The sequence below is a fragment of the Bacillus infantis genome (assembly GCF_008180445.1).
In the GTDB taxonomy this organism is placed as follows: domain Bacteria; phylum Bacillota; class Bacilli; order Bacillales; family Cytobacillaceae; genus Bacillus_AB; species Bacillus_AB infantis_B.
In genome coordinates, this window is the sequence record NZ_VTER01000004.1 from 306,644 (window position 1) to 327,936 (window position 21,293).

19 protein-coding genes are annotated in these 21,293 nt (G+C 48.4%); 1 reads left to right on the forward strand and 18 read right to left on the reverse strand.

Features of this window, described 5'->3' with window-relative positions; all coding sequences use genetic code 11:
• Nucleotides 1–128 precede the first annotated feature (128 nt).
• Nucleotides 129–1,679: an acyl-CoA carboxylase subunit beta gene (locus FZD51_RS09375; protein WP_148974515.1), complete on the reverse strand. Its 1,551-nt coding sequence runs from the start codon at nt 1,677–1,679 to the stop codon at nt 129–131.
• Entirely contained in the window at nt 1,676–2,092 is a 417-nt protein-coding gene (mce, locus tag FZD51_RS09380; protein ID WP_148974516.1) for a methylmalonyl-CoA epimerase, read from the reverse strand. Before mce ends, FZD51_RS09375 begins: the two co-directional genes overlap by 4 nt.
• A gap of 142 nt (nt 2,093–2,234) precedes the next feature.
• Here mce and prli42 point away from each other — a divergent pair, with 142 nt between their 5' ends.
• Nucleotides 2,235–2,330, forward strand: a complete 96-nt coding sequence (gene prli42 / locus FZD51_RS09385) for a stressosome-associated protein Prli42 (protein WP_148974517.1) — start codon at nt 2,235–2,237, stop codon at nt 2,328–2,330.
• Nucleotides 2,331–2,416: 86 nt separating this feature from the next.
• Here the strand turns inward: prli42 and FZD51_RS09390 are convergent, their stop codons facing one another.
• The 16 genes from FZD51_RS09390 to yqiS all read right to left on the reverse strand — a co-directional run bounded on the left by FZD51_RS09390 (nt 2,417) and on the right by yqiS (nt 21,241).
• Nucleotides 2,417–2,959 carry a L,D-transpeptidase gene (locus FZD51_RS09390; RefSeq protein ID WP_148974518.1) on the reverse strand — a complete coding sequence of 181 codons (543 nt, stop codon included), beginning with the start codon at nt 2,957–2,959 and terminating at the stop codon, nt 2,417–2,419.
• Nucleotides 2,960–3,012: 53 nt separating this feature from the next.
• Entirely contained in the window at nt 3,013–3,981 is a 969-nt protein-coding gene (locus FZD51_RS09395) for an aromatic acid exporter family protein (RefSeq protein WP_148974519.1), read from the reverse strand.
• Nucleotides 3,982–4,137: 156 nt separating this feature from the next.
• Nucleotides 4,138–4,860, reverse strand: a complete 723-nt coding sequence (locus tag FZD51_RS09400; protein WP_009794988.1) for an amino acid ABC transporter ATP-binding protein — start codon at nt 4,858–4,860, stop codon at nt 4,138–4,140.
• Complete coding sequence (locus FZD51_RS09405; RefSeq protein ID WP_148974520.1) at nt 4,853–5,512, reverse strand: amino acid ABC transporter permease; 660 nt, start codon at nt 5,510–5,512, stop codon at nt 4,853–4,855. The genes FZD51_RS09400 and FZD51_RS09405 overlap by 8 nt, the downstream gene beginning before the upstream one ends.
• A gap of 157 nt (nt 5,513–5,669) precedes the next feature.
• On the reverse strand, nt 5,670–6,473 hold the full coding sequence (locus tag FZD51_RS09410; RefSeq protein ID WP_148974521.1) for a transporter substrate-binding domain-containing protein: 804 nt from the start codon (nt 6,471–6,473) through the stop codon (nt 5,670–5,672).
• Between the two features lie 295 nt (nt 6,474–6,768).
• Entirely contained in the window at nt 6,769–7,206 is a 438-nt protein-coding gene (locus tag FZD51_RS09415; RefSeq protein WP_009794984.1) for a BrxA/BrxB family bacilliredoxin, read from the reverse strand.
• 256 nt (nt 7,207–7,462) lie between these two features.
• Entirely contained in the window at nt 7,463–8,584 is a 1,122-nt protein-coding gene (meaB, locus tag FZD51_RS09420; RefSeq protein WP_187445689.1) for a methylmalonyl Co-A mutase-associated GTPase MeaB, read from the reverse strand.
• Nucleotides 8,584–10,779 carry a methylmalonyl-CoA mutase gene (scpA, locus tag FZD51_RS09425; protein WP_148974523.1) on the reverse strand — a complete coding sequence of 732 codons (2,196 nt, stop codon included), beginning with the start codon at nt 10,777–10,779 and terminating at the stop codon, nt 8,584–8,586. Before scpA ends, meaB begins: the two co-directional genes overlap by 1 nt.
• Nucleotides 10,772–12,631 carry a methylmalonyl-CoA mutase subunit beta gene (locus tag FZD51_RS09430; protein ID WP_187445690.1) on the reverse strand — a complete coding sequence of 620 codons (1,860 nt, stop codon included), beginning with the start codon at nt 12,629–12,631 and terminating at the stop codon, nt 10,772–10,774. The genes scpA and FZD51_RS09430 overlap by 8 nt, the downstream gene beginning before the upstream one ends.
• Nucleotides 12,632–12,822: 191 nt before the next feature.
• The gene (locus FZD51_RS09435; protein ID WP_148974525.1) at nt 12,823–14,127 is read right to left on the reverse strand and encodes a dihydrolipoamide acetyltransferase family protein; all 1,305 of its coding nucleotides are present in this window, start codon (nt 14,125–14,127) and stop codon (nt 12,823–12,825) included.
• 193 nt (nt 14,128–14,320) lie between these two features.
• Entirely contained in the window at nt 14,321–15,304 is a 984-nt protein-coding gene (locus FZD51_RS09440; RefSeq protein WP_148974526.1) for an alpha-ketoacid dehydrogenase subunit beta, read from the reverse strand.
• Between the two features lie 12 nt (nt 15,305–15,316).
• Nucleotides 15,317–16,312 (reverse strand): thiamine pyrophosphate-dependent dehydrogenase E1 component subunit alpha, encoded by a 996-nt coding sequence (locus FZD51_RS09445; protein WP_148974527.1) that lies wholly within the window; start codon nt 16,310–16,312, stop codon nt 15,317–15,319.
• Nucleotides 16,313–16,543: 231 nt separating this feature from the next.
• Nucleotides 16,544–17,965 carry a dihydrolipoyl dehydrogenase gene (gene lpdA / locus FZD51_RS09450; RefSeq protein WP_148974528.1) on the reverse strand — a complete coding sequence of 474 codons (1,422 nt, stop codon included), beginning with the start codon at nt 17,963–17,965 and terminating at the stop codon, nt 16,544–16,546.
• 11 nt (nt 17,966–17,976) lie between these two features.
• A complete protein-coding gene (gene buk / locus FZD51_RS09455; RefSeq protein WP_148974529.1) occupies nt 17,977–19,083 on the reverse strand; it encodes a butyrate kinase in 1,107 nt (368 codons plus the stop codon).
• A 130-nt stretch (nt 19,084–19,213) separates the two neighbouring features.
• Entirely contained in the window at nt 19,214–20,308 is a 1,095-nt protein-coding gene (bcd, locus tag FZD51_RS09460) for a branched-chain amino acid dehydrogenase (RefSeq protein WP_022544175.1), read from the reverse strand.
• Between the two features lie 30 nt (nt 20,309–20,338).
• Nucleotides 20,339–21,241, reverse strand: coding sequence for a phosphate butyryltransferase (yqiS, locus tag FZD51_RS09465; RefSeq protein WP_148974530.1), 903 nt, complete (start codon nt 21,239–21,241; stop codon nt 20,339–20,341).
• Nucleotides 21,242–21,293: the final 52 nt, after the last annotated feature.

Here is a 21,293-nt window from a genome sequence, read left to right on the forward strand (position 1 = left end):
ATGCGTACTAACCTAGTATACCGCCCACATCATTCAACAGCAACCGGAGAGCCTGCCTGATGAGAGGTCTGCAGACTGGTTCCATATGAAAAAAAAGAAGGGCAGTATGCCCCTCCAATCAACAGCACTTATAAGGGGATATTCCCATGCTTTTTGGCAGGCCGCGACTCCTTTTTATTCCGGAGCATCTCGAGCGCCTGAATCAGTTTGATCCTCGTATCCCGGGGATCAATGACATCATCCACCATGCCGCGGCTGGCGGCCACATAAGGATTGGCGAACTTTTCGCGGTATTCTTCGATTTTCTGTTCCCTGACTGCTTCAGGATCGCTGCTGCCCTGAATTTCGCGCGCAAAAATGATATTGGCTGCTCCTTGAGGGCCCATGACCGCAATTTCAGCATTGGGCCAGGCAAACACAAGGTCAGCGCCGATGGATTTGCTGTTGAGGGCAACATAGGCGCCGCCATAGGCTTTCCGGAGAATCACGGTCAGCTTTGGAACAGTCGCCTCCGAATAGGCATAAAGGATCTTGGCCCCATGCCTGATGATCCCTCCGTGCTCCTGCTTGATGCCCGGGAAGAAACCGGTTACATCTTCAAAGGTAATGAGCGGAATGTTGAAGGAATCGCAGAAACGGATAAATCTTGAAGCCTTATCGGAAGAATCAATATCAAGACCGCCTGCCATTACCTTGGGCTGATTGCAGACAAGACCGACTGGTTCGCCTTTGATCCTCGCCAGCCCGACAACAATATTCCTGGCAAAATCCTGCTGGACCTCCATGAACGAGCCTTCATCCACAATCTGTTCTACTACTTTGCGGACATCATAAGGCCTCAGGCTGTCAAAGGGGATGCAGTCAGTCAGATCAGGCCGGTAATCGTCCTCTTCATCTGCTGAAAGCCGCGGCGGCTTTTCCTCGCTGTTCTGTGGAAGATAGCTGAGAAGCCTTCTTACCTGCTGCAGGACTTCCTCTTCTGTCCCGCCCATGAAGTGGGCATTGCCGCTTATTGAATTATGTACCTCTGCGCCGCCAAGGTCTTCTGAAGAAATCTTTTCGCCTGTGACGGTCTCAATCACTTTTGGGCCGGTGATGAACATCTGGCTCGTTTTTTCGACCATAAAGACAAAATCTGTTATGGCAGGAGAATAAACGGCACCGCCTGCACATGGTCCCATAATGACCGAAAGCTGCGGAATCACACCGGAATAAATACTGTTGCGGTAGAAAATGTGGCCATAGCCGTCAAGAGATACAACCCCTTCCTGGATCCTGGCCCCCCCTGAATCATTCAGTCCGATGAAAGGTGCACCATTTTTGGCAGCCAAATCCATGACATTCGCGATTTTCTTCGCATGCATTTCGCCAAGCGCGCCGCCAAAGACGGTGAAGTCCTGGGAGAATAAGTAGACAGGCCGGCCGTTCACCTTTCCATAGCCTGTAACAACCCCGTCTCCCGGCCCCTTTGCCCTGTCAAGGCCAAAGTCCGTCGATCTGTGCTCAATAAAGGGATTCAGTTCCACAAAGGTTTCTTCGTCCAGCATAAGGTCGATCCGCTCCCTGGCAGTCAGCTTCCCTTTCTCATGCTGCTTCTCTATCCGCTCGTCGCCCCCGCCCAGTTCCACCTCCCGGCGCCGGTCGTAGAGCTCATTGATTTTTTCATAGATGTCGGTCATGCTTCTTCCAGTCCTTTCTTCTCGCAGAATTCATAAAGTACGCTCCCGGATGACTTGGGATGGATAAACGCCACCTTCGCACCGCCCGCGCCTTTCTTTGCTTCATCATTAATCATTTTGATGCCTTTTTCTTTTATCTCTGCTATTCTTTCATTGATAGAGTCCACACCCAGTGCAATATGGTGGATGCCTTCCCCCCGCTTTTCAATGAATTTTGCTATTGGGCTGCCTTCTCCCAGAGGTTCGAGAAGCTCAAGCTTGGCATTTCCTGCAAGAAGGAATGCCACCCTGACCCGCTCAGATTCGACATCTTCCACACCAAGCAGCTCGAGGCCGAGCACGTCTGTATAAAATGGAAGCGCACTGTCAAGCGAGCTGACAGCGATCCCAATATGATCCACTTTGTTAATCATTTATGAACCCCCCAGCTTGCATAATACTCTTAATATTCGATAAAAATGTCGAAATCCCTTCAAAGATTGAGCGGTTGTTCATTTTGAATTTTCTTAGTAGAATAGAGTAGTAGATTAGAATGTCAGAAGGAGGGACTCCTGCTTGTCTAATAAAAACTTCCGCAAGATCATCGTTTATTTAATGATTTTCGCCATGCTCGCATCCACCCTTGCCGTTGGGGCAGCCATGTTTTTATAGAACGTAAAAAAGGATCGCTTGTGCGATCCTTTTAAATTGCAGGTAGCCACTTGAATTCAAGGTTCCCTGCATTTTTTTGTGCCATATTATTGCTTTGATGGCCATACTGGATTAAGTTCACTGATAGCACCGTACTCTTTACCCAGCTCTTCAAAGCTTTGCCCGGTTGATACAACCAAAACCTTGGTTCCGATTGGAATGATTTCATACAGGGACTCAATTGCTTCATTCTGCATGCGGACACAGCCGGAGGAGACATATTTGCCGATGGATCCGGGCTCATTTGTCCCGTGGATCCCATATATCCGCCCGTCCGTCTCCTCAGCATCAAAGCCGATCCATCTCGATCCGAGAGGATTTTCCGGGGAACCGCCAGGTATGTTTTTTCTTCTGTAATAAGGCTCCTTCGCCTTGACTGTGACAGTAAAAAGTCCCTCCGGCGTCAAATCAGCCGTCTTGCCTGTTGCAGCGCTAATGACCGTCTGGACCCTGTTTTCGTCAACAAGCGCAAGCTCATTTGTCTGTTTATTGATGATGACGAAAGGGTCTCCAGGCAGCGGATTGGGCCCGATCGGCCAGATAGGAGAAAATGAAAAAGAAAGCGCAAGGATCGAAAGCATTTTAAGCATCCATTTCACCAGCCTGTATCATTTTTGAATAGCTTCTGCCTGCATGCCCTCGATTATGCGCTTTTCTCTTTTTTCAATCCTTTAAAAGAACTTTTAATGACCAGATATTGTTCCATTTCTTTAACAAAATGCAGGAGCGCCGCACGCGCTTCAAACTCCTCCCTTGTTCTTGGGAGGTCGCTCTCTTCGAAAGAAAGTTTCATCCGCAACAGCTTTTCCAGATACACAATCGCTGTATTGCCGGGATGAATATTGTCTGAAAGCTCTTCAATGAAATCAGCGACAATCTCTCCCTGCTCCACAGTGAGGCCGATCGATGTAACGGTCGGCAGCACCCTTTCAATGATTTCAAATTGCTTTTCCCTCATTTTAAAATAATGATAGTAAGAGTTTTCATTGCGGAGGAAGTGATTCTCAACATCCCTGAAAGCAAGGGTTTTGGCTTCCGAGATCAGCCTCTCTGTATCGGTGATTTCCCTGCCGTCCCAGTCGCTTTCATTGGTGCGGAGATAGGTGATGATTTCATCAAAAATCTTCTTGAAGTTAACTTCAATCTGAAGCTGATATTTTTCAAGCTTTCTGTCAAGGCTTGGCATATACAGATTCGCCAGCAGAGCCACACCTATCCCGACACTAATGATTCCCAGTTCATTCAAGAGCAGGCTGCCAGTAACCTCGCCCGCAGAATAAATATGCAGGGTGATTACACTGCTGGACACAACCCCTTCACTTGCCTTCAGCATCACAGCCGTGGGGATGAAGAATAACAGCAGCAGCCCGATGACAGCCGGATGATAAGCAATGCCTTCAAAGAATACAGTGGAAAAAATCATGGCAAGCAGACAGGCCAGAAATCTGGCCCAGGAAGCTGTAAGCGACCTTTTTTTAGTCACTTGGATGCATAAAATTGTCAATATGCCTGCAGATACAAAATTATTAAGCCCAAGCATTTGTGCAATGATAATGGAAACAGCTGTCCCGGCAGCTGTTTTTATCGTTCGGTATCCTATTCTGAATTTCATATCATGCACTCCTATACATAGCAGCCATTCAGCGGAAATGAATACCCCTGAAGGCTGTAAATAAACTTATGTAAAGCCTCCCCGATATGCCCTGGGAAAAGCCGGCCAATTGAAAAAGAAGATGATCTGGGACCATCTTCTTCCTAATTATACGTTTTAAAGCACTTTTTGCAAGAAGTCTCTTGCCCTCGGACTTTTGGGGCTTGAGAAAAACTCTTCCGGAGGAGAATCCTCTACAAGGACCCCTCCATCCAGAAAGAGGACCCGGTCTGCCACTTCCTTGGCAAAGCCCATTTCATGGGTCACGATCACCATGGTCATCCCGCTGTGGGCAAGGGATTTCATGACGTCCAGCACTTCCTTGACCATTTCGGGATCCAGGGCAGATGTCGGCTCGTCAAACAGCATCATGTCCGGCTGCATAGCCAATGCCCTCGCAATGGCCACCCTCTGCTTTTGTCCACCTGAAAGGCGGTTCGGATATTCATTCGCCTTCTCTGAAAGGCCAACCTTCTGCAAAAGCCCGGTGCCGATTTTTTCAGCTTCCTGCTTGGAAACTCCTTTTACTTTCATCGGGGCATATGTGAGATTCTCCAGCGCTGTCATATGCGGGAACAAGTGAAAGTGCTGAAAAACCATGCCTACTTCCTGCCTCACCTTCATAATATCCGTTTTCCGGCCGGTTACTTCCTCTTTGCCGATGAATATCCTACCGTCCGTCGGCTGCTCAAGCAGATTCAGGCACCGCAGAAATGTTGATTTCCCTGAGCCGGAAGGGCCGATGACCGCCACCACTTCACCGTCCTGGACCGTTGTGCTGATCCCTTTCAGCACCTCCAGGCTGCCGAAATTTTTATGCAGATTCTCTACTTTAATCACTTCGCCTCATCCTCCTTTCAACCGCTTTGCCGATGATCGTCAATGTGATGACCATGAGATAATAAATCAGGCCCGCAATCAGAAGAGGCTCAAAGAAGGAATATTTCTGGGCGCCCACCTGATAGGAACGGCGCATAATATCCATGACTCCTATCGTTGTTACGATCGCTGATTCCTTCGTAAGTGTGATAAATTCATTCATGAGGGCTGGAAGGATGTTTTTCAGCGCTTGCGGGAGGATGATATCCCACATCATCCTTTTATAAGGAATTCCAAGGGCCATTGATGCTTCCCGCTGCCCTTTGTCCACCGCCAGTATCCCGGCTCTGATCACCTCAGATATATAGGCTGCAGAATTGAGCCCGAAAGACAGCACAGCAGCTGCATACGGCTCAATCTGGAAGCCGATGATCTGTGGGGAACCATAATAAATAAGCATCAATTGGAGCACCAGCGGCGTTCCTCTAAAGACGGAGGTATACGCATCCGCCAGCCAGCCAAGATATTTTAAAGAGCTTATCTTAAATAATGCAAGAATAATTCCGAGTGCAAAGCCAAGAAGGCCGGCAAGCAGCACTATCTGCAGGGTAACGCCAATGCCTTTTAATATGTATGGCATTGACGGGATAAACTGAGCAAAATCCAAATTCATAATCTGTCTCATTCCTCTCTTTCTGAGGCCCATTCAATGGCAGCCTGCTTATCTTGGGCAGCTTGTCCATCCGGTGCGCATGCCTGTAATCAAGGCTGTCCATTCCGGCGGATGCAAAATGTCCAGCAGGATTCCCTGCTGAACATCCGGGATAAAATTACTCTTCTCCGCCAAACCATTTCAGTACTAATTCTTCAAGCTCCCCGCTGTCCTTCATTTCCTGAAGGGCTTTGTTGAAGTCGTCTGTCAGCTCGCTGTCCTTCGGAAGGGCAATAGCAGATCCAAGCTCTTCATTATCGTCGATGACAAATCCATTGAGATCTTCATTTGATTCGAAATAGCCTGTTGCTACTGTATCTTCAATAATGGCAGCATCAAAACGCCCTGTAATCAGCTCCTGGACAATTTCAGGGATGCGGTTGCGGTTTTCAACTTTGATATCGATCTCTTCGGCAATTTCGTTGGCTTTCCCTTCCTGGATGGATCCCAGCTGGACGCCGACAGTTTTGCCCTTCAAGTCTTCAAGCGTTTCAATGCCGCTGTCTTTCTTTGTCACAATCATATGTCTTGCAGTGTAGTAGATATCGGTAAAGTCAACGTTCTTTTTACGGTCTTCATCAGGGGACATCCCGGCCAAAACAATATCAACCTGGCCGGATTTGAGCGCCTGGACAAGACCGCTGAATTCTATATCCTCAACCTGAACTTTATAGCCAAGCTTTTCTGCCAATGCATTTGCAAGATCAACATCGAAACCGATAATATCATCGCCTTTTGCAGTATCGATGTACTCGAATGGCGGATAATCAGCCGAAGTACCCATAATCAGCACCTTTTCATCATCTGAGCCTGCATCACCAGCTTCCCCGCCGCTTGAAGCCGGCTGTTCACTCGCCCCGCAGGCTGCCAGGATTCCAGCTGCCAATATACTTACCAAAAACAGCAACATACTCTTCTTCATTTTATTTTCCTCCTATAATTTTTAGAAAATTAATTATTTTCATAATTAGTAGTATTTTATAGTGTTATATCCTGTTATTTCAAGTAAAAACACTAAGTTAATACATATTCACTATAATGAATTTTAACACAGATTAATATTTATGCAATAATATAATTAAATATAAATATATATTTTAATTATATTAATACTATTTAATAAAAGTTTTATAGCTTTTATCCGGAGGAATCAAGGTTTGCCGGTTTACTGCACAAAAAAAACCCCAGCGCTCAGCAGGGGTTTTCTTGTATGATACTTAAACTTCTTCGCAATATTTATCAAAAGCATCCTGAAGCTTTTGGACTACTGCCATTGGTTCGTGCCCTTCAATTTCATGACGCTCCACCATTGTGATAATTTCTCCGTCTTTCATAAGTGCGAAAGATGGTGATGATGGAGGGAATCCGGTAAAATAAGACCGCGCCTTTTCTGTCGCTTCCTTGTCCTGCCCCGCAAAGACCGTCACAAGCTGGTCAGGGCGCTTATCATAATGCAGAGAGTGAGCTGCGGCAGGGCGTGCAATCCCGCCGGCACAGCCGCAGACAGAATTGACCATTACAAGCGTCGTGCCTTTCTGGGACAGCGCATGATCAACATCCTCCGGAGTGGTAAGCTCTGTATATCCGGCTGCCACAATTTCCTGGCGGGCCTGGCGAACGACATCGTTCATAAACAAATTAAAATCCATATTCATTTTATCGCCCCTCATATAAATAGTTAGAACTTATATCTCTTCTAATAATAGCAATTTCATGCTGCTTTTTTCAATGCATTCAACTCAAAGAAGCCTGCTTAAGCCAAGTAACAATAAAATCCGCCCGCTAAAATCCAATAAAATTCTAAAATAAAGTTTATTAGCCAGATATTGGGGAATGATAACAGTACAGCTAGATCCATACCCCTAAACTCCCTAGATATGGCCGGTGTTCCGTTGAACACCGGCCGCTTTTTTATTCTCTTGCCCCTTTAAAAAGAGCAAATAAATGCTCAACGGCAGAAGCAGCCGTCCTTCCGCCGGAGATCACTTCATTTTCCATTTGCGGCAGCTCTTTCCTGACCTCGGGATGCTGGAAGAAGCTATATTGAAGCTGATCCATGATCATGCTGTTTATCCACTCCTTCGACTGCTCCCGCCTTCTCTGGCTGAATACGCCGGAATGGGAGGCAGAGTCCTTAAAGCTTTTAATCTCTTCCCAAATTTCCAGGATGCCTTTGCCGGTCAGGGCAGAGCAGGCATGAGCTTTCGTTTCCCAGCCCTTTGTAGCCGGCTGAAGAAAATGGACGATGCGTGAATATTCTTCTCTTGTCTTTAATGCCTGGGGTTCATTAGCACCGTCTGCTTTATTGACGATGATGGCATCGGCAATTTCCATGATGCCTTTTTTCATCCCCTGGAGTTCATCCCCGGCCCCGGTCAGGACAAGCAGCATAAAGAAATCGACCATTTCCCTGACAATGATTTCGCTTTGGCCAACCCCGACTGTTTCAACAATAATCACATCATAGCCTGCCGCCTCGCACAAAAGCATGGTCTCCCGGGTTTTCCGGTGCACGCCGCCAAGCTTGCCGCCTGCAGCTGATGGCCTGATAAAGGCATTTGGATTTCTCGAGAGATTTTCCATCCGCGTTTTATCGCCAAGAATGCTTCCGCCGCTGATGCTTGAGCTCGGATCGACAGCCAGCACTGCCACTGAATGCCCTTGCCCGCACAGAAGGTTCCCAAACGCTTCGATAAAGGTGCTCTTTCCTGCCCCGGGCACTCCAGTTATGCCGATTCTGATCGAATTGCCGGTGTGGGGAAGAACACCCTGCAGCAATTCCTGAGCAGTTCTGAAATGGCGCTCTGCATTGCTCTCAACCAGCGTGATTGCTTTTGCCAGAAGGCTTCTGTTTCCTGACAGGATCCCGTTCTTCAGCTCACCCGCCGACAGTTGGTCCGCCTTCTTTTTTTGGAACTTCGGGCCCTTCTGTACAAAAGGCTGGGGAGCAGCCATCTCCTTCCCCTCACGAAGGGAAGTGGAGAAAAGGTCTGGCGGGCTGCCATCATGCCAGCTCGGCTTCTTGTCCTTCATTATTCAGCCACTTCCTCATAGCCAAGCTTTCTGTAAATCTCCTGCACGACTTTTTGGGCAGCGGCAGGAATGACCGTCCCAGGCCCAAAAATGGCGGATGCCCCGTTATCGTATAAATATTGGTAATCCTGAGCTGGTATCACTCCCCCGATAATGACGAGTATGTCCTCCCTGCCCAGCTTTTTAAGCTCTTCAACCAGCTGCGGAAGAAGTGTTTTATGGCCGGCTGCAAGCGAGCTCATGCCAATCACATGAACATCATTCTCCACTGCCTGAAGAGCTGTTTCGGCCGGGGTCTGGAAAAGCGGCCCGATATCCACATCAAAGCCCAGGTCTGCAAACGCTGTGGCAATTACCTTTGCGCCCCTGTCATGGCCGTCCTGTCCCATCTTGGCAATAAGGATTCTCGGGCGCCTTCCTTCATTTTCAAGAAACCCGTCCGTAAGGCTCTTTACCTCGGCAATTTCTTCTTCATTGGTAAAAGCAGAACTGTACACGCCGCTGATAGAACGAATGACGGCTTTATGGCGCCTCGCTGACTTTTCGATTGCAAAAGAGATTTCGCCGAGAGTCGCTCTGGCCCTTGCAGCCTTCACTGCAAGATCCAAAAGGTTCCCTTCCCCTGTGTCTGCAGCTTTCGCAAGGGCTTCAAGCGCCTCGGCAGCTTTTTCACTGTCCCTTGTGTTCTTCAGCTTTTCAAGCTTTTCCAATTGTTTAAGCCTTACGGCTGTATTATCAATATCAAGTATGTCGATCGGGTCTTCTTTTTCAAGCCTGTATTTATTGACTCCGACAATGGTTTCTTTCCTGCTGTCAATCTGGGCCTGCCTCCTGGCAGCCGCTTCTTCAATCCTCATTTTCGGAAGACCGGTTTCAATCGCTTTGGCCATGCCTCCAAGGCTCTCTATTTCTTCAATATGCTGCCATGCTTTTTGGATCAGCTCATTGGTCAAAGATTCTACATAGTAGGATCCTCCCCACGGGTCGATCACGTCTGTGATGCCTGTCTCTTCCTGCAGATAAAGCTGGGTATTGCGGGCAATCCTCGCGGAAAAATCAGTCGGAAGGGCAATGGCTTCATCCAGTGCGTTCGTATGCAGCGACTGGGTATGCCCCATGGCCGCCGCATGGGCTTCTATCAGCGTCCTTGTTACGTTGTTGAATGGATCCTGCTCTGTGAGGCTCCACCCCGATGTTTGGGAATGCGTCCGCAAAGCCATTGATTTCGGATTTTGCGGATCGAAGGATTTCATCATTTTCGCCCAAATATACCTTGCCGCCCGCATTTTTGCCACTTCCATAAAATAGTTCATCCCAATTGCCCAAAAGAAGGAAAGGCGGGGGGCAAAAGAGTCAATGCCGATTCCGGCCTTCAGCCCGGTCCTGACATATTCAAGACCATCTGCAAGTGTATAGGCGAGCTCAATGTCTGCAGGTGCTCCCGCCTCCTGCATATGATAGCCTGATATACTGATAGAGTTGAACTTTGGCATATACTGTGATGTGTATTCAAAGATATCGGCAATGATCTTCATCGACATGTCAGGCGGATAGATATATGTATTGCGGACCATATATTCCTTAAGGATGTCGTTCTGGATCGTGCCTGACAGTTTTTCCTGGCTCACCCCCTGCTCCTCGGCCGTTACAATAAAGAATGCCATAACAGGCAGGACAGCGCCGTTCATCGTCATCGACACAGACATCTGGTCAAGCGGAATCCCGTCAAACAGGGTCTTCATGTCAATGATTGAATCAATGGCCACCCCCGCTTTCCCTACATCCCCTACCACCCGCGGATGATCAGAATCATAGCCGCGGTGTGTAGCCAGGTCAAAAGCAACCGATAGCCCTTTTTGCCCCATGGCAAGATTTCTGCGGTAAAACTGATTGCTTTCTTCTGCTGTTGAAAAGCCGGCATACTGGCGGACTGTCCACGGCCTGTTGACATACATGGTCGCATATGGGCCCCTTGTGTACGGAGGAAGGCCGGGTTTATCATCCAGGTGGTCCAGTCCTTCGATATCCGATTCTGTATACAGCGGCTTGATCCCAATATGTTCATTGGTCTCGAACCGCAGGCTGCCTGCATCCCCTCCAGCCAGCCTGCCGGCCTCCTGCTTCCACTCATTTTCCGCTTCCTTTTGGCCTGCGCCGAACAAACTGATGCTCTTAAAATCCGGTTTATTAGCCATTCATTTTCACCTCTGTTTCTTCTAGTAGCTTTGCAAGAATTGAACAGACATTGCTCTTGGCGGTAATGAAGTCATGAATGCCAAGCTCCCTCCATTCTTCCGCCGGTGAATCGGGATGCCCCGCGAGGTAAACAACCGAATCCGGATACTTCTCCTTTATTTCTTTTAGGAGCTGTTTGCCAACCGTCTCATACTGCTGATTGGTTCCGCAGATACAATAGCAGGTATTATCCATTTCCAGGAGCTCCTCTGCATCAGGGAATCCATTGACACCCGGGCTGTGTTCAGCAGCAATTCCCCCGGCAGCGAAAAAGCCGGCAGCAAAGTCTGTTCTTGTTTTATGCTCCTTTAATTCCCCGAGCGAAATCAGCCCTGCCCGCAATTGCCCGACGCCGCGTCCTAATTCCTGGGCCTTTATCCTGAGATTCTCAAAGGTGGCTGATAGCCTCTCCTGGTGAAGCGGCCTGATTGTCCAGCCGGAGGAAGCTCCCTCTTTAAGCCTGCCTCCCCTGTCAGGCAGCTTATCCTCAAGATTCGAATAAACATTTGTGCCAATTATACTTTTCTTCCTCGTCTCGGCATCATGCTTCTTTTTCTCCAGGATTTCTCTTGTCTGCTCCTGGATCCATCCTTTCTCCAGCGCATCAGCCATGCCGCCGAAGGATTCAATCTGAAGGAAGATATCCCACGCTTTTTCCGCCAGTTCATTTGTCAGGCTTTCAATATACCAGGATCCGCCTGAAGGGTCTGCCACCTTCAGAAGATGCGCCTCTTCCCTGAGAAGCAGCTGTATATTACGGGCAAGCCGCTGCGAAAAAAATCCTGAATTCCCCAAAACTTCATCAAATGCCCTCACCTGCAGGTACTGGACTCCTCCAATCACCGCGGCAAACGCTTCATTTCCTGACCGAAGCAAATTGACATAAGGATCTGCCATCGTTTTTGTGAAATACGATGTTTCTGCCGCAATGACCATTTTTTGCAGGTCTTTTGGAGCTCCAAAGGCAGCTGCGATTTTCCCCCATATAATTCTGGCGGCCCTCAGTTTGGCAATTTCCATAAAAAAGTTTCCGCCTGACGCGAAGCTGAAAACCAATTTTGAAAGTATATCCTCCAGGGAAAGATGGCGGTCCAACAGCCTGCTCACATGCTCTGTCGCTGCAGCGGCTGCAGCTGCCACTTCAAGCGCAGCATGGGCTCCCCCATTATGATAAGGGACAGCATCGGCAAGAATCGTCCTAAGCTTCGGCATTTCAGCACCCGCTTTCTCCAATGTAACCGCCCAATCATCATAAAGCCCTTCCACCATTCGATCTCCTGGAAGACCCTCTGATGCAGCTTCAGCCAGCGGGTCCCTTCCTATGTAACCGTGTATCTCCTTAGGTTGCGGCAGTTTTGCCAGAACAGCAAGCATGCTGGATTGGCTGCCTGCAGCATTGATGGCAAAAGGGTACTCTCTATATGCTCCATCCAGTATTCCCGGAAAGCTTTCAAGGAGATGCTCTTCAGCAGGAAGAACAATAGCATTCTGCCCATTCTCCAGCACCCGTTTTAACTCCTGCTTCAGGTCTTCTGCTGTTTCTGCGTAAATTCTCTGGGCAATTTTCCAATCGTTTTTGCTGTAGCCGAGAGGTTCAATGCCCCGCCGGAAATCCTCCTGCCCCGGATATTGCGATTTTGGAGTATGGGCTGATGTTTCTGCCGAATAAAGCGGTTTCAATTTTATGTTTTCATATGTAAGCCGGTCTAATGACTCTGCCGCCCTTCCTTTTAAAGCGGATTCTGCTGCCCGCTTCCAATCTTCCATCGTTTTTTCGGGAAATGATATTTTCTCCATCTCTTGATAACTCATAGAACGCTGCTTGTGACAGCAGCTTCCCTCCTCCCAGGAACTGAAATTCATCAATATTCTAAATTATTTTTCTAATATTATTGTAGTATACAAGAGCTCAACTGGCAATGAAGGACAAAAGGACGATCTCCTTTTTAAATAAAGTAAAAAAACGCTGCAGCTTGATTAAACTGCAGCGACTTTCATTCTTCTTAATAGACAGATGTATTTTCTTTTGATGTGTTCTCAAGTATCTCTTTAACCCTCTGCAGAAACCGTCCGCACACAAGGCCATCAAGGACACGGTGGTCCAGCGACATACAAAGGTTGACCATATCCCGGACTGCGATCATGCCATTGTTCATGACGACCGGGCGCTTAACAATCGATTCAACCTGCAGGATTGCAGCCTGAGGATAGTTGATGATGCCCATTGACTGGACAGACCCAAATGAGCCGGTATTATTGACTGTGAATGTGCCGCCCTGCATTTCTGCTGAAGTCAGCTTGCCGCTCCTCACTTTGCCGGCAAGCTCTGCGATTTCACGGCCGATGCCTTTGATCGTTTTTTCATCAGCATGCTTGATTACTGGCACAAACAGCGCATCGTCCGTTGCAACTGCAATGGAAATATTAATATCTTTTTTCTGGATGATCTTGTCCCCTGCCCACATTGAATTGATCTGCGGATATTCCTTAAGGGCCTGGGCTACCGCTTTGACAAAGAATGCAAAGAAAGTCAGGTTGAAGCCTTCCTTTGTTTTGAATTCATTTTTGATGGAGTTGCGGTAGTCAACCAGGTTTGTAACATCCACTTCCATCATTGTCCACGCATGCGGCGCTTCATGCTTGCTTCGGAGCATATTTGCGGCAATTGCCTTACGGACACCTGTTACCGGAATCTCTATATCACCAGGCATGACTGGAACATTTGGCGCAGCAGCTGGCTGCTTTGCTGCCGGCTCAGGTTGAACCTGAGTCTGTGCAGCAGGCTCTTGTGCCTTCTGTGAGGCTGCCGGCTCTTCCTGCCTTGCCTCAGCCTGAGGAATATTCCCTGAATCAATCAGCTTCTGGAGATCCTTTCTTGTAATGCGGCCTCCTGCACCTGTTCCGTTCACCAGGTTCAGGTCGATGCCGTGCTCTTGAGAAAGCTTTAGCACTGCAGGCGAATATCTTGCCTTGGATGGACTGTTTTCTTCCACCTTTGTTTCTGAAGATGCCGCCTTTTCTTCTGTTTTGAAGTTCTCTTTTCCTGCTGCCTCGTCAGTATTCCCGCCTTCAACCTCAATCGTCAGCATCACTTCACCGACTGCAAGTGTGTCTCCCTCGCCGGCAATCAGTTCTTTGATTACACCGGTAAAAGAAGATGGGACTTCTGCATTCACTTTATCTGTCATGACCTCAGCTAAAGGGTCGTATTTATTTACTGTATCGCCAACAGAAACAAGCCACTTGGAGATGGTGCCCTCTGTCACACTCTCACCAAGCTGCGGCATTTTTATTTGTTCAATAGCCAATTGGCATAACCTCCATTGCTATAGATATTTTATGGGCGGCGCTGCTAAGGCAGCGCCCTCCGCTTTTCTTCCTGTCCAGCTCCGGGCGCTAGGTGCTCGAGTCATAAGCCACACAAGAATTAAAGGCAAAGAACGCCTTTTATTCTTGCGCGTCTTATGCTTGTCGCACCTGGGCAAGTGCCCTCCGCTTTTCTTAGTACTCAGCGAGTTCTCTCATTGCTTTTTCTACTTTGTCCGGGTTGACCATGAAGTATTTTTCCATCGTTGGCGCATATGGCATTGCCGGGATATCAGGCCCTGCAATGCGCTTGATTGGCGCGTCAAGTTCAAACAGGCAGTTTTCGGCGATAATGGCAGACACTTCGCTCATAATGCTTCCTTCTAAATTATCTTCTGTAAGCAGAAGCACTTTTCCTGTTTTGGAAGCAGCTTCAATAATTGCTTCCTTATCAAGCGGATAAACAGTCCTCAAATCAAGGATATGTGCAGAAATGCCATCCTTCGCAAGTCTCTCTGCAGCCTGAAGGGCAAAGTGCACACATAGGCCATAAGTGATGACTGTGATGTCTTCGCCTTCCCTCTTCACATCTGCCTTGCCGATTGGAAGTACATAATCATCATCTGGGACTTCGCCCTTGATCAGGCGGTATGCCCGCTTATGCTCGAAGAACAGGACCGGATCTTCATCCCGGATAGCTGCCTTCAGCAGCCCTTTTACATCATAAGGTGTAGAAGGCATGACAATCTTCAGTCCTGGCTGATTGGCAAATACGGCTTCAACTGACTGGGAATGGTAAAGGGCACCATGGACTCCCCCGCCGTATGGGGCACGGATAACCATCGGGCAGTTCCAGTCATTGTTTGAACGGTAGCGGATCTTGGCAGCTTCCGAAATGATCTGGTTAACGGCAGGCATGATGAAATCGGCAAATTGCATTTCTGCAATCGGGCGCATTCCGTACATCGCTGCACCAATTCCAACACCCGCGATGGCAGATTCAGCAAGCGGGGTATCGATTACGCGCTCCTCGCCAAATTTTTCATACAGGCCTTGAGTCGCTTTAAATACCCCGCCTTTTTTCCCAACGTCTTCCCCTAGAACAAATACTTTTGAATCTCTTTCCATTTCTTCGCGGATTGCCATAGTTACGGCATCAATATAAGAAATTACAGCCATTTTCTTTCCCCCTTACTTCTCAGCATAGACATATTTCATCGCATGTTCCGGATCAGCATACGGTGCGTTTTCTGCATATTCAGTTGCTTCATTAACCAGTTTCATCACCCGGTCATTGATTTCTTTTTCCAGCTCATCATTCATGAGGCCTGTTTCCTTCAGATAAGCGCCAAAAGTGATGATCGGATCCTTTGTCTTTGCTTCAGCCACTTCATCCGGTGCACGGTAGCTGCGGTCATCATCGTCTGATGAGTGCGGCGTCAGCCTGTATGAAACTGTTTCAACAAGTGTAGGACCTTCTCCGCGGCGGCCGCGGTCGGCAGCTTCCTTCACAGCCTTGTATACTTCAAGCGGGTCATTACCGTCAACAGTCACGCCAGGCATACCATAGCCGACAGCACGGTCGGCAACATTTTCGCATGCCAGCTGTTTTTCAATCGGGACGGAAATGGCATATTTGTTGTTTTCGCACATGAAAATGACAGGGAGCTTATGGACCCCTGCAAAGTTTGCACCTTCATGGAAGTCACCCTGATTGGAGGATCCTTCTCCAAAGGTAGTGAAGGTTACAAGGTCCTTACCTTCCATCTTTCCTGCAAGGGCAATTCCTACAGCGTGAGGAACCTGTGTTGTAACTGGGGATGAGCCCGTTACGATTCTGTTTTTCTTCTGCCCGAAGTGGCCCGGCATCTGGCGGCCTCCCGAGTTCGGATCTTCAGCTTTTGCAAAACCTGACAGCATCAGCTCTGTTGCTGTCATCCCGAATGTAAGCACTACGCCCATATCGCGGTAGTATGGCAGTACATAATCCTTATCAGTGTCAAGGGCGAAAGCAGCGCCTACCTGTGCTGCCTCCTGCCCCTGGCAGGATATAACGAAGGGAATTTTGCCTGCACGATTTAAAAGCCACATCCGCTCATCAATCCGGCGGGCAAGCAGCATGGTCTCATACATTTCCAATACCCTATCATCGCTTAACCCTAAATCTTTATGACGATTTTCAGCCATTTGTTTGCCTCCTCAAAATTCAATATGTAGCAGGAGCGCGAGACTCCTTTTTGCTGTTAATAATCTTATAAAATCAGATATAAGCGGGTAAACATCCTCCGCTTTTCTTTCTGTCCAGCTCCGGCGGCTAGAGCCTCGAGTCATAAGCCACCCAAGAATTAAAGGCAAAGAACGCCTTTTATTCTTGGGCGTCTTATGCTTGTCGGCTCTGGGCAAGCTTCCTCCGCTTTTCTAGCCATGTATAGCTTTGCCGTCTACTGCGAGGGCTGCTTCTCCGATGGCTTCGGAAAGGGTTGGGTGCGGATGGATGGTGTGGGCTACTTCCCATGGAGTGGCATCCAGCACCTTTGCCAGTCCGGCCTCGGAAATCATATCTGTGACATGAGGGCCGATCATATGGACACCAAGGATATCATCTGTTTCTTTATCAGCGACAATTTTGACGAAACCGTCCGATTCCCCGAACACCAGGGCTTTGCCGATAGCACGGAAGGAGAATTTGCCTGTCTTTACTTCATGGCCCTTTTCCTTTGCTTCATCCTCTGTCAGCCCCACACTCGCAGCTTCAGGTGAGCTGTATATGCATTTGGATATCAGGCTGTAATCCAGCGGTGAAGGATTTTCATTTGCGATATGCTCCACTGCAGTGATTCCTTCATGAGAAGCCACATGGGCGAGCTGCAGTCCGCCGATGACATCGCCAATTGCGTAGATATGCGATTCTTTTGTCTGAAAATATTCATTGACCGAAATAAAGCCTTTTTCGATCTGGATGTCGGTGTTTTCAAGACCGATGCCTTCCGTATTAGCCTGGCGGCCCACAGAAACGAGGAGCTTTTCAGCAGAGAATTCCTTCTTCTCGCCTTTGATTTCAGCAGAAATTTTCACTTCTTCACCTTTTTGGAGCGTTTCCGGAAGTACCTTGGCCCCTACGGCAAACTTAACGCCTTTTTTCTTCATCAGCCGCTGCATTTCCTTGGAGATTTCCCTATCTTCTGTTGGAATGATGCGGTCTGCATACTCGATGACTGTAACTTCTGATCCGAAATCGGAAAGCATGGAAGCCCACTCAATTCCAATAACTCCGCCGCCTACAATAATGATAGACTTTGGAATCTCGGTCATCTCGAGTGCTTCGTCAGATGTCATCACCTGGGTTCCATCTATTTCGAGTCCAGGGAGCGTCCGCGGGCGGGATCCCGTGGATACGATGACGTTTTTTGGAATCAGCATTTCATTCTCGCTGCCATTGTTCATTTCAACTGAAATGGTTCCCGGCATAGGAGAAAAAATGGATGGGCCCAGGATTCTGCCAAGACCTTCGAAGACATCGATTTTCCCTTGCTTCATCAGATGCTGGACACCTTTATGGAGCTGGTCAATAATCTTATTTTTCCTTTCCTGCACCTTGCCGAAGTTGACCGAAACATCTCCTGTTAAAACGCCGAACTCTTCAGCATGGCGGGCAGTGGCATATACTTCTGCACTTCTAAGGAGCGCCTTGCTCGGGATGCATCCGTTATGGAGGCAAGTGCCCCCCAGTTTCCCTTTTTCGACAACTGCCGTCTTCAGGCCCAGCTGTGAAGCGCGGATGGCGGCTACATAGCCCCCTGTGCCTCCGCCGAGTATGACTAAGTCGTATTCTTGTGCCAATTCTATTCCTCCTAAACCGTTGCTTTATTTTTTTCCGAGCCGGGATAATCCTTTTCAGCTTCCTCGCCGCGCAGCACCCTCAGGGCTCCTTCTGCCAGTGCCTGAAGCTCGTTCTCGCCAGGCTGCACAATGACATCCGCTATCCAATTGATCCGGCTGCTTATATCCTTGATGAATTCCTTCCCGTAGGCTAGTCCGCCTGTCAAAATAATGGCATCCACCCTGCCGGATAAGGCTGCACCTGCGGATCCAATTTCCTTGGCGACCTGATAGGCCATCGCGGAGTAGACCAGCTTTGCTTCTTCACTGCCCTTTTCAATCATCTTTTCGACCTCGACCGCATCGTTCGTCCCCAGATAACCGACAAGGCCGCCCTGGCCAACAAGCTTTTTCATGATTTCATCGCGATAGAAGTCCCCTGAGAAACAAAGGTCCACCAGATCTCCTGCCGGGACGGTGCCTGCCCTTTCCGGGCTGAAAGGGCCATCTCCATGAAGCCCGTTGTTCACATCAGCGACTTTCCCCATCTTATGGACGCCCACAGTGATCCCGCCGCCCATATGGGCAACGATCAGATTTAAATCTTCATATTTCCTGCCCAGCTTTTTAGCGACCCGTCTGGCTACTGCTTTCTGGTTAAGGGCATGGAAGATGCTCTTTCTTTCGATCAGGGCAAATCCTGAAACCCTCGCAATATCTTCAAGCTCGTCCACTACGACAGGATCTACTATATAAGAAGGAATGTTAAGGCCTGACGCTATTTCGAAGGCAATGATCCCGCCAAGATTGGATGCATGCTGGCCTGAATAGCCTTCCCTCAGGTCGCGGAGCATCACTTCATTTACCCTGTATGTGCCCCCCTCGATCGGCCGCAGAAGGCCGCCGCGCCCGCAGACGGCATCAAGCTTGGAAATATTCATGCCTTCTTGGTCCAATGCTTCGAGGATAGTCTTTTTCCTGAAGGCATATTGATCGATGATTTTTTCAAATGAATTGATTTCCCCGGAATCATGGCGGATCGTCTTTTCAAAAATGGATATATCATTATCGAATACTCCGATTTTCGTGGAAGTTGAACCTGGGTTGATTACGAGAATTCGATGGTTGTGTACCTGCAAGATTAAACCTCCAATTCAGATTGTCTCTTTCTATCATTATAGCCGCAGGATCTGCTGCTATATCTTCAAAATCAAAGAGGCTGAATAAATTATTCAGCGCTCTTGTTGTCCTTTTTCAGCAGTCCCCGGGTTAGCGCCTGCTAAGGATGTGGTGCCCGTTCTGAAGAAATTGGCTCCGTGAATTACGCATTCTTTCGATTCTTTCCTCAGCCATGCGGTCAGCGGCCTTATAAGTAGGAATCGCGTCTCTTTTGGCGATTTCAATTACTTTTTCAATATTGTTGTAAATGGTCTCAACTTTTTTCATAGCCCTGTCGCGGTTGTATCCGTACAGCTCGTCAGCTACATTGATGACCCCGCCGGCATTGATGACATAATCAGGGGCATAGACGATTCCCATTTCATGGATCAGATCACCGTGAGCAGTATCTTTCAGCTGGTTGTTGGCTGCACCGGCGATTACCTTGGCCTTCAGCTGAGGGATGGTCGAATCATTGATGACAGCTCCCAGGGCACATGGTGCATAGATGTCACATTCTACTCCGTAAATCTCATCCGGATTCACTGCCTTTGCACCGAACTCATCGACTGCGCGCTGAACTGCCTCTTTGTTGATATCCGTCACAATCAGACTTGCGCCTTCTTCATGCAGATGGCGGCAAAGATTGAATGCCACATTTCCCACTCCCTGAACGGCAATGACTTTGCCTTCAAGTGAATCGCTGCCGAAAGCTTCTTTTGCAGCCGCCTTCATTCCGCGATATACGCCGTATGCCGTGACCGGTGAAGGATTTCCGGAAGAACCGAATGCCGGTGAAATGCCCGTGACATAATCTGTTTCCTCATGGATCATATCCATGTCCGCTACCGTTGTGCCTACATCCTCGGCAGTAATATAACGGCCGTTCAGCCCTTGGATATAGCGGCCGAATGCACGGAACAGCTCCTCATTCTTATCCTTGCGGGGATCTCCGATGATGACCGTTTTGCCTCCGCCCAGATTCAGGCCGGCTGCTGCATTCTTGTAGGTCATCCCTCTTGCAAGGCGAAGGGCATCTTCAATTGCCGCCTCTTCAGACTCATACGTCCACATGCGCGTACCGCCGAGAGCCGGTCCAAGAGTTGTATCATGGATGGCGATGATTGCCTTCAGTCCTGATTGTTTATCCTGACAGAATACAAGCTGCTCATAATCATAAGTCTCCATATATTTGAATAGTTCCATTTTAATATTCCTCCCCTGTTTTTCAAAAAATTAAGATGATGCAGAGCAAAGGGCCAAAGCCAGTGAGTTCAGCTTGCTATCTGCCGAATCAGCACGTGATGTCAGGACGATCGGCGCTTTGGCGCCTGCAATGACTGCCCCGACCTTTGCACCTGCGAAATACATAAGCGATTTATATAAAGCATTGCCTGTCTCAATAGCAGGGACAAGCAGTATATCTGCATTGCCTGCAACTTCGCTGCTGATTCCTTTATGCTCGGCTGCCGCTGGCGAGATTGCATTATCCAGTGCAAGCGGGCCGTCAACAATGCAGTTTTTGATCTGGCCCCTTTTATTCATCATGGCCAGGGCGGCAGCATCCAAAGTTGCCTGCATGGCAGGATTGACGGTTTCAACGGCAGCAATCGGAGCCACCCTTGGATTGTCGATGCCTATGCTTCTCGCAATCTTGACTGTATTATTGATGATTTGCTCTTTCTGCTTCAGATCCGGCGCAATATTCATGGCAGCATCCGTAATGATGATGAGCCTGTCGTAGCCAGGCACTTCAAAAACAGCTGCATGTGAAAGGACACTGCCCGTTCTAAGACCATAGTCTTTATTAAGCACTGCTTTTAATATGATCGAAGTTGAAAGATTGCCTTTCATCAGCACACTGGCTTCTTTTTGGCTGACTGCCCTTACAGCCATTTCAGCTGCTTCTTCTGCTGTTCGTGTATGGATGACTTCTATCCTTCCGCCCGCAGCCTCAAGATTTCTATTATAGATCAGTTCTTCAATCGCTTCTCCGTCGCCGAATAATTTAAAATGAGCCAAATTGCGCTTGGCCGCTTCCGCTACTGCGTCCATTACTTCATGGTCTTCTGCTGCGGCAACTGCGACTGTCTGTTTTCTGTTTCCTGCTGCTTTTTCTATGAGCGAGCTCAACCTCAATTTGTTTTCAACCCCTTTAATCAAATGCTGCGACACCAATATTATATTATGC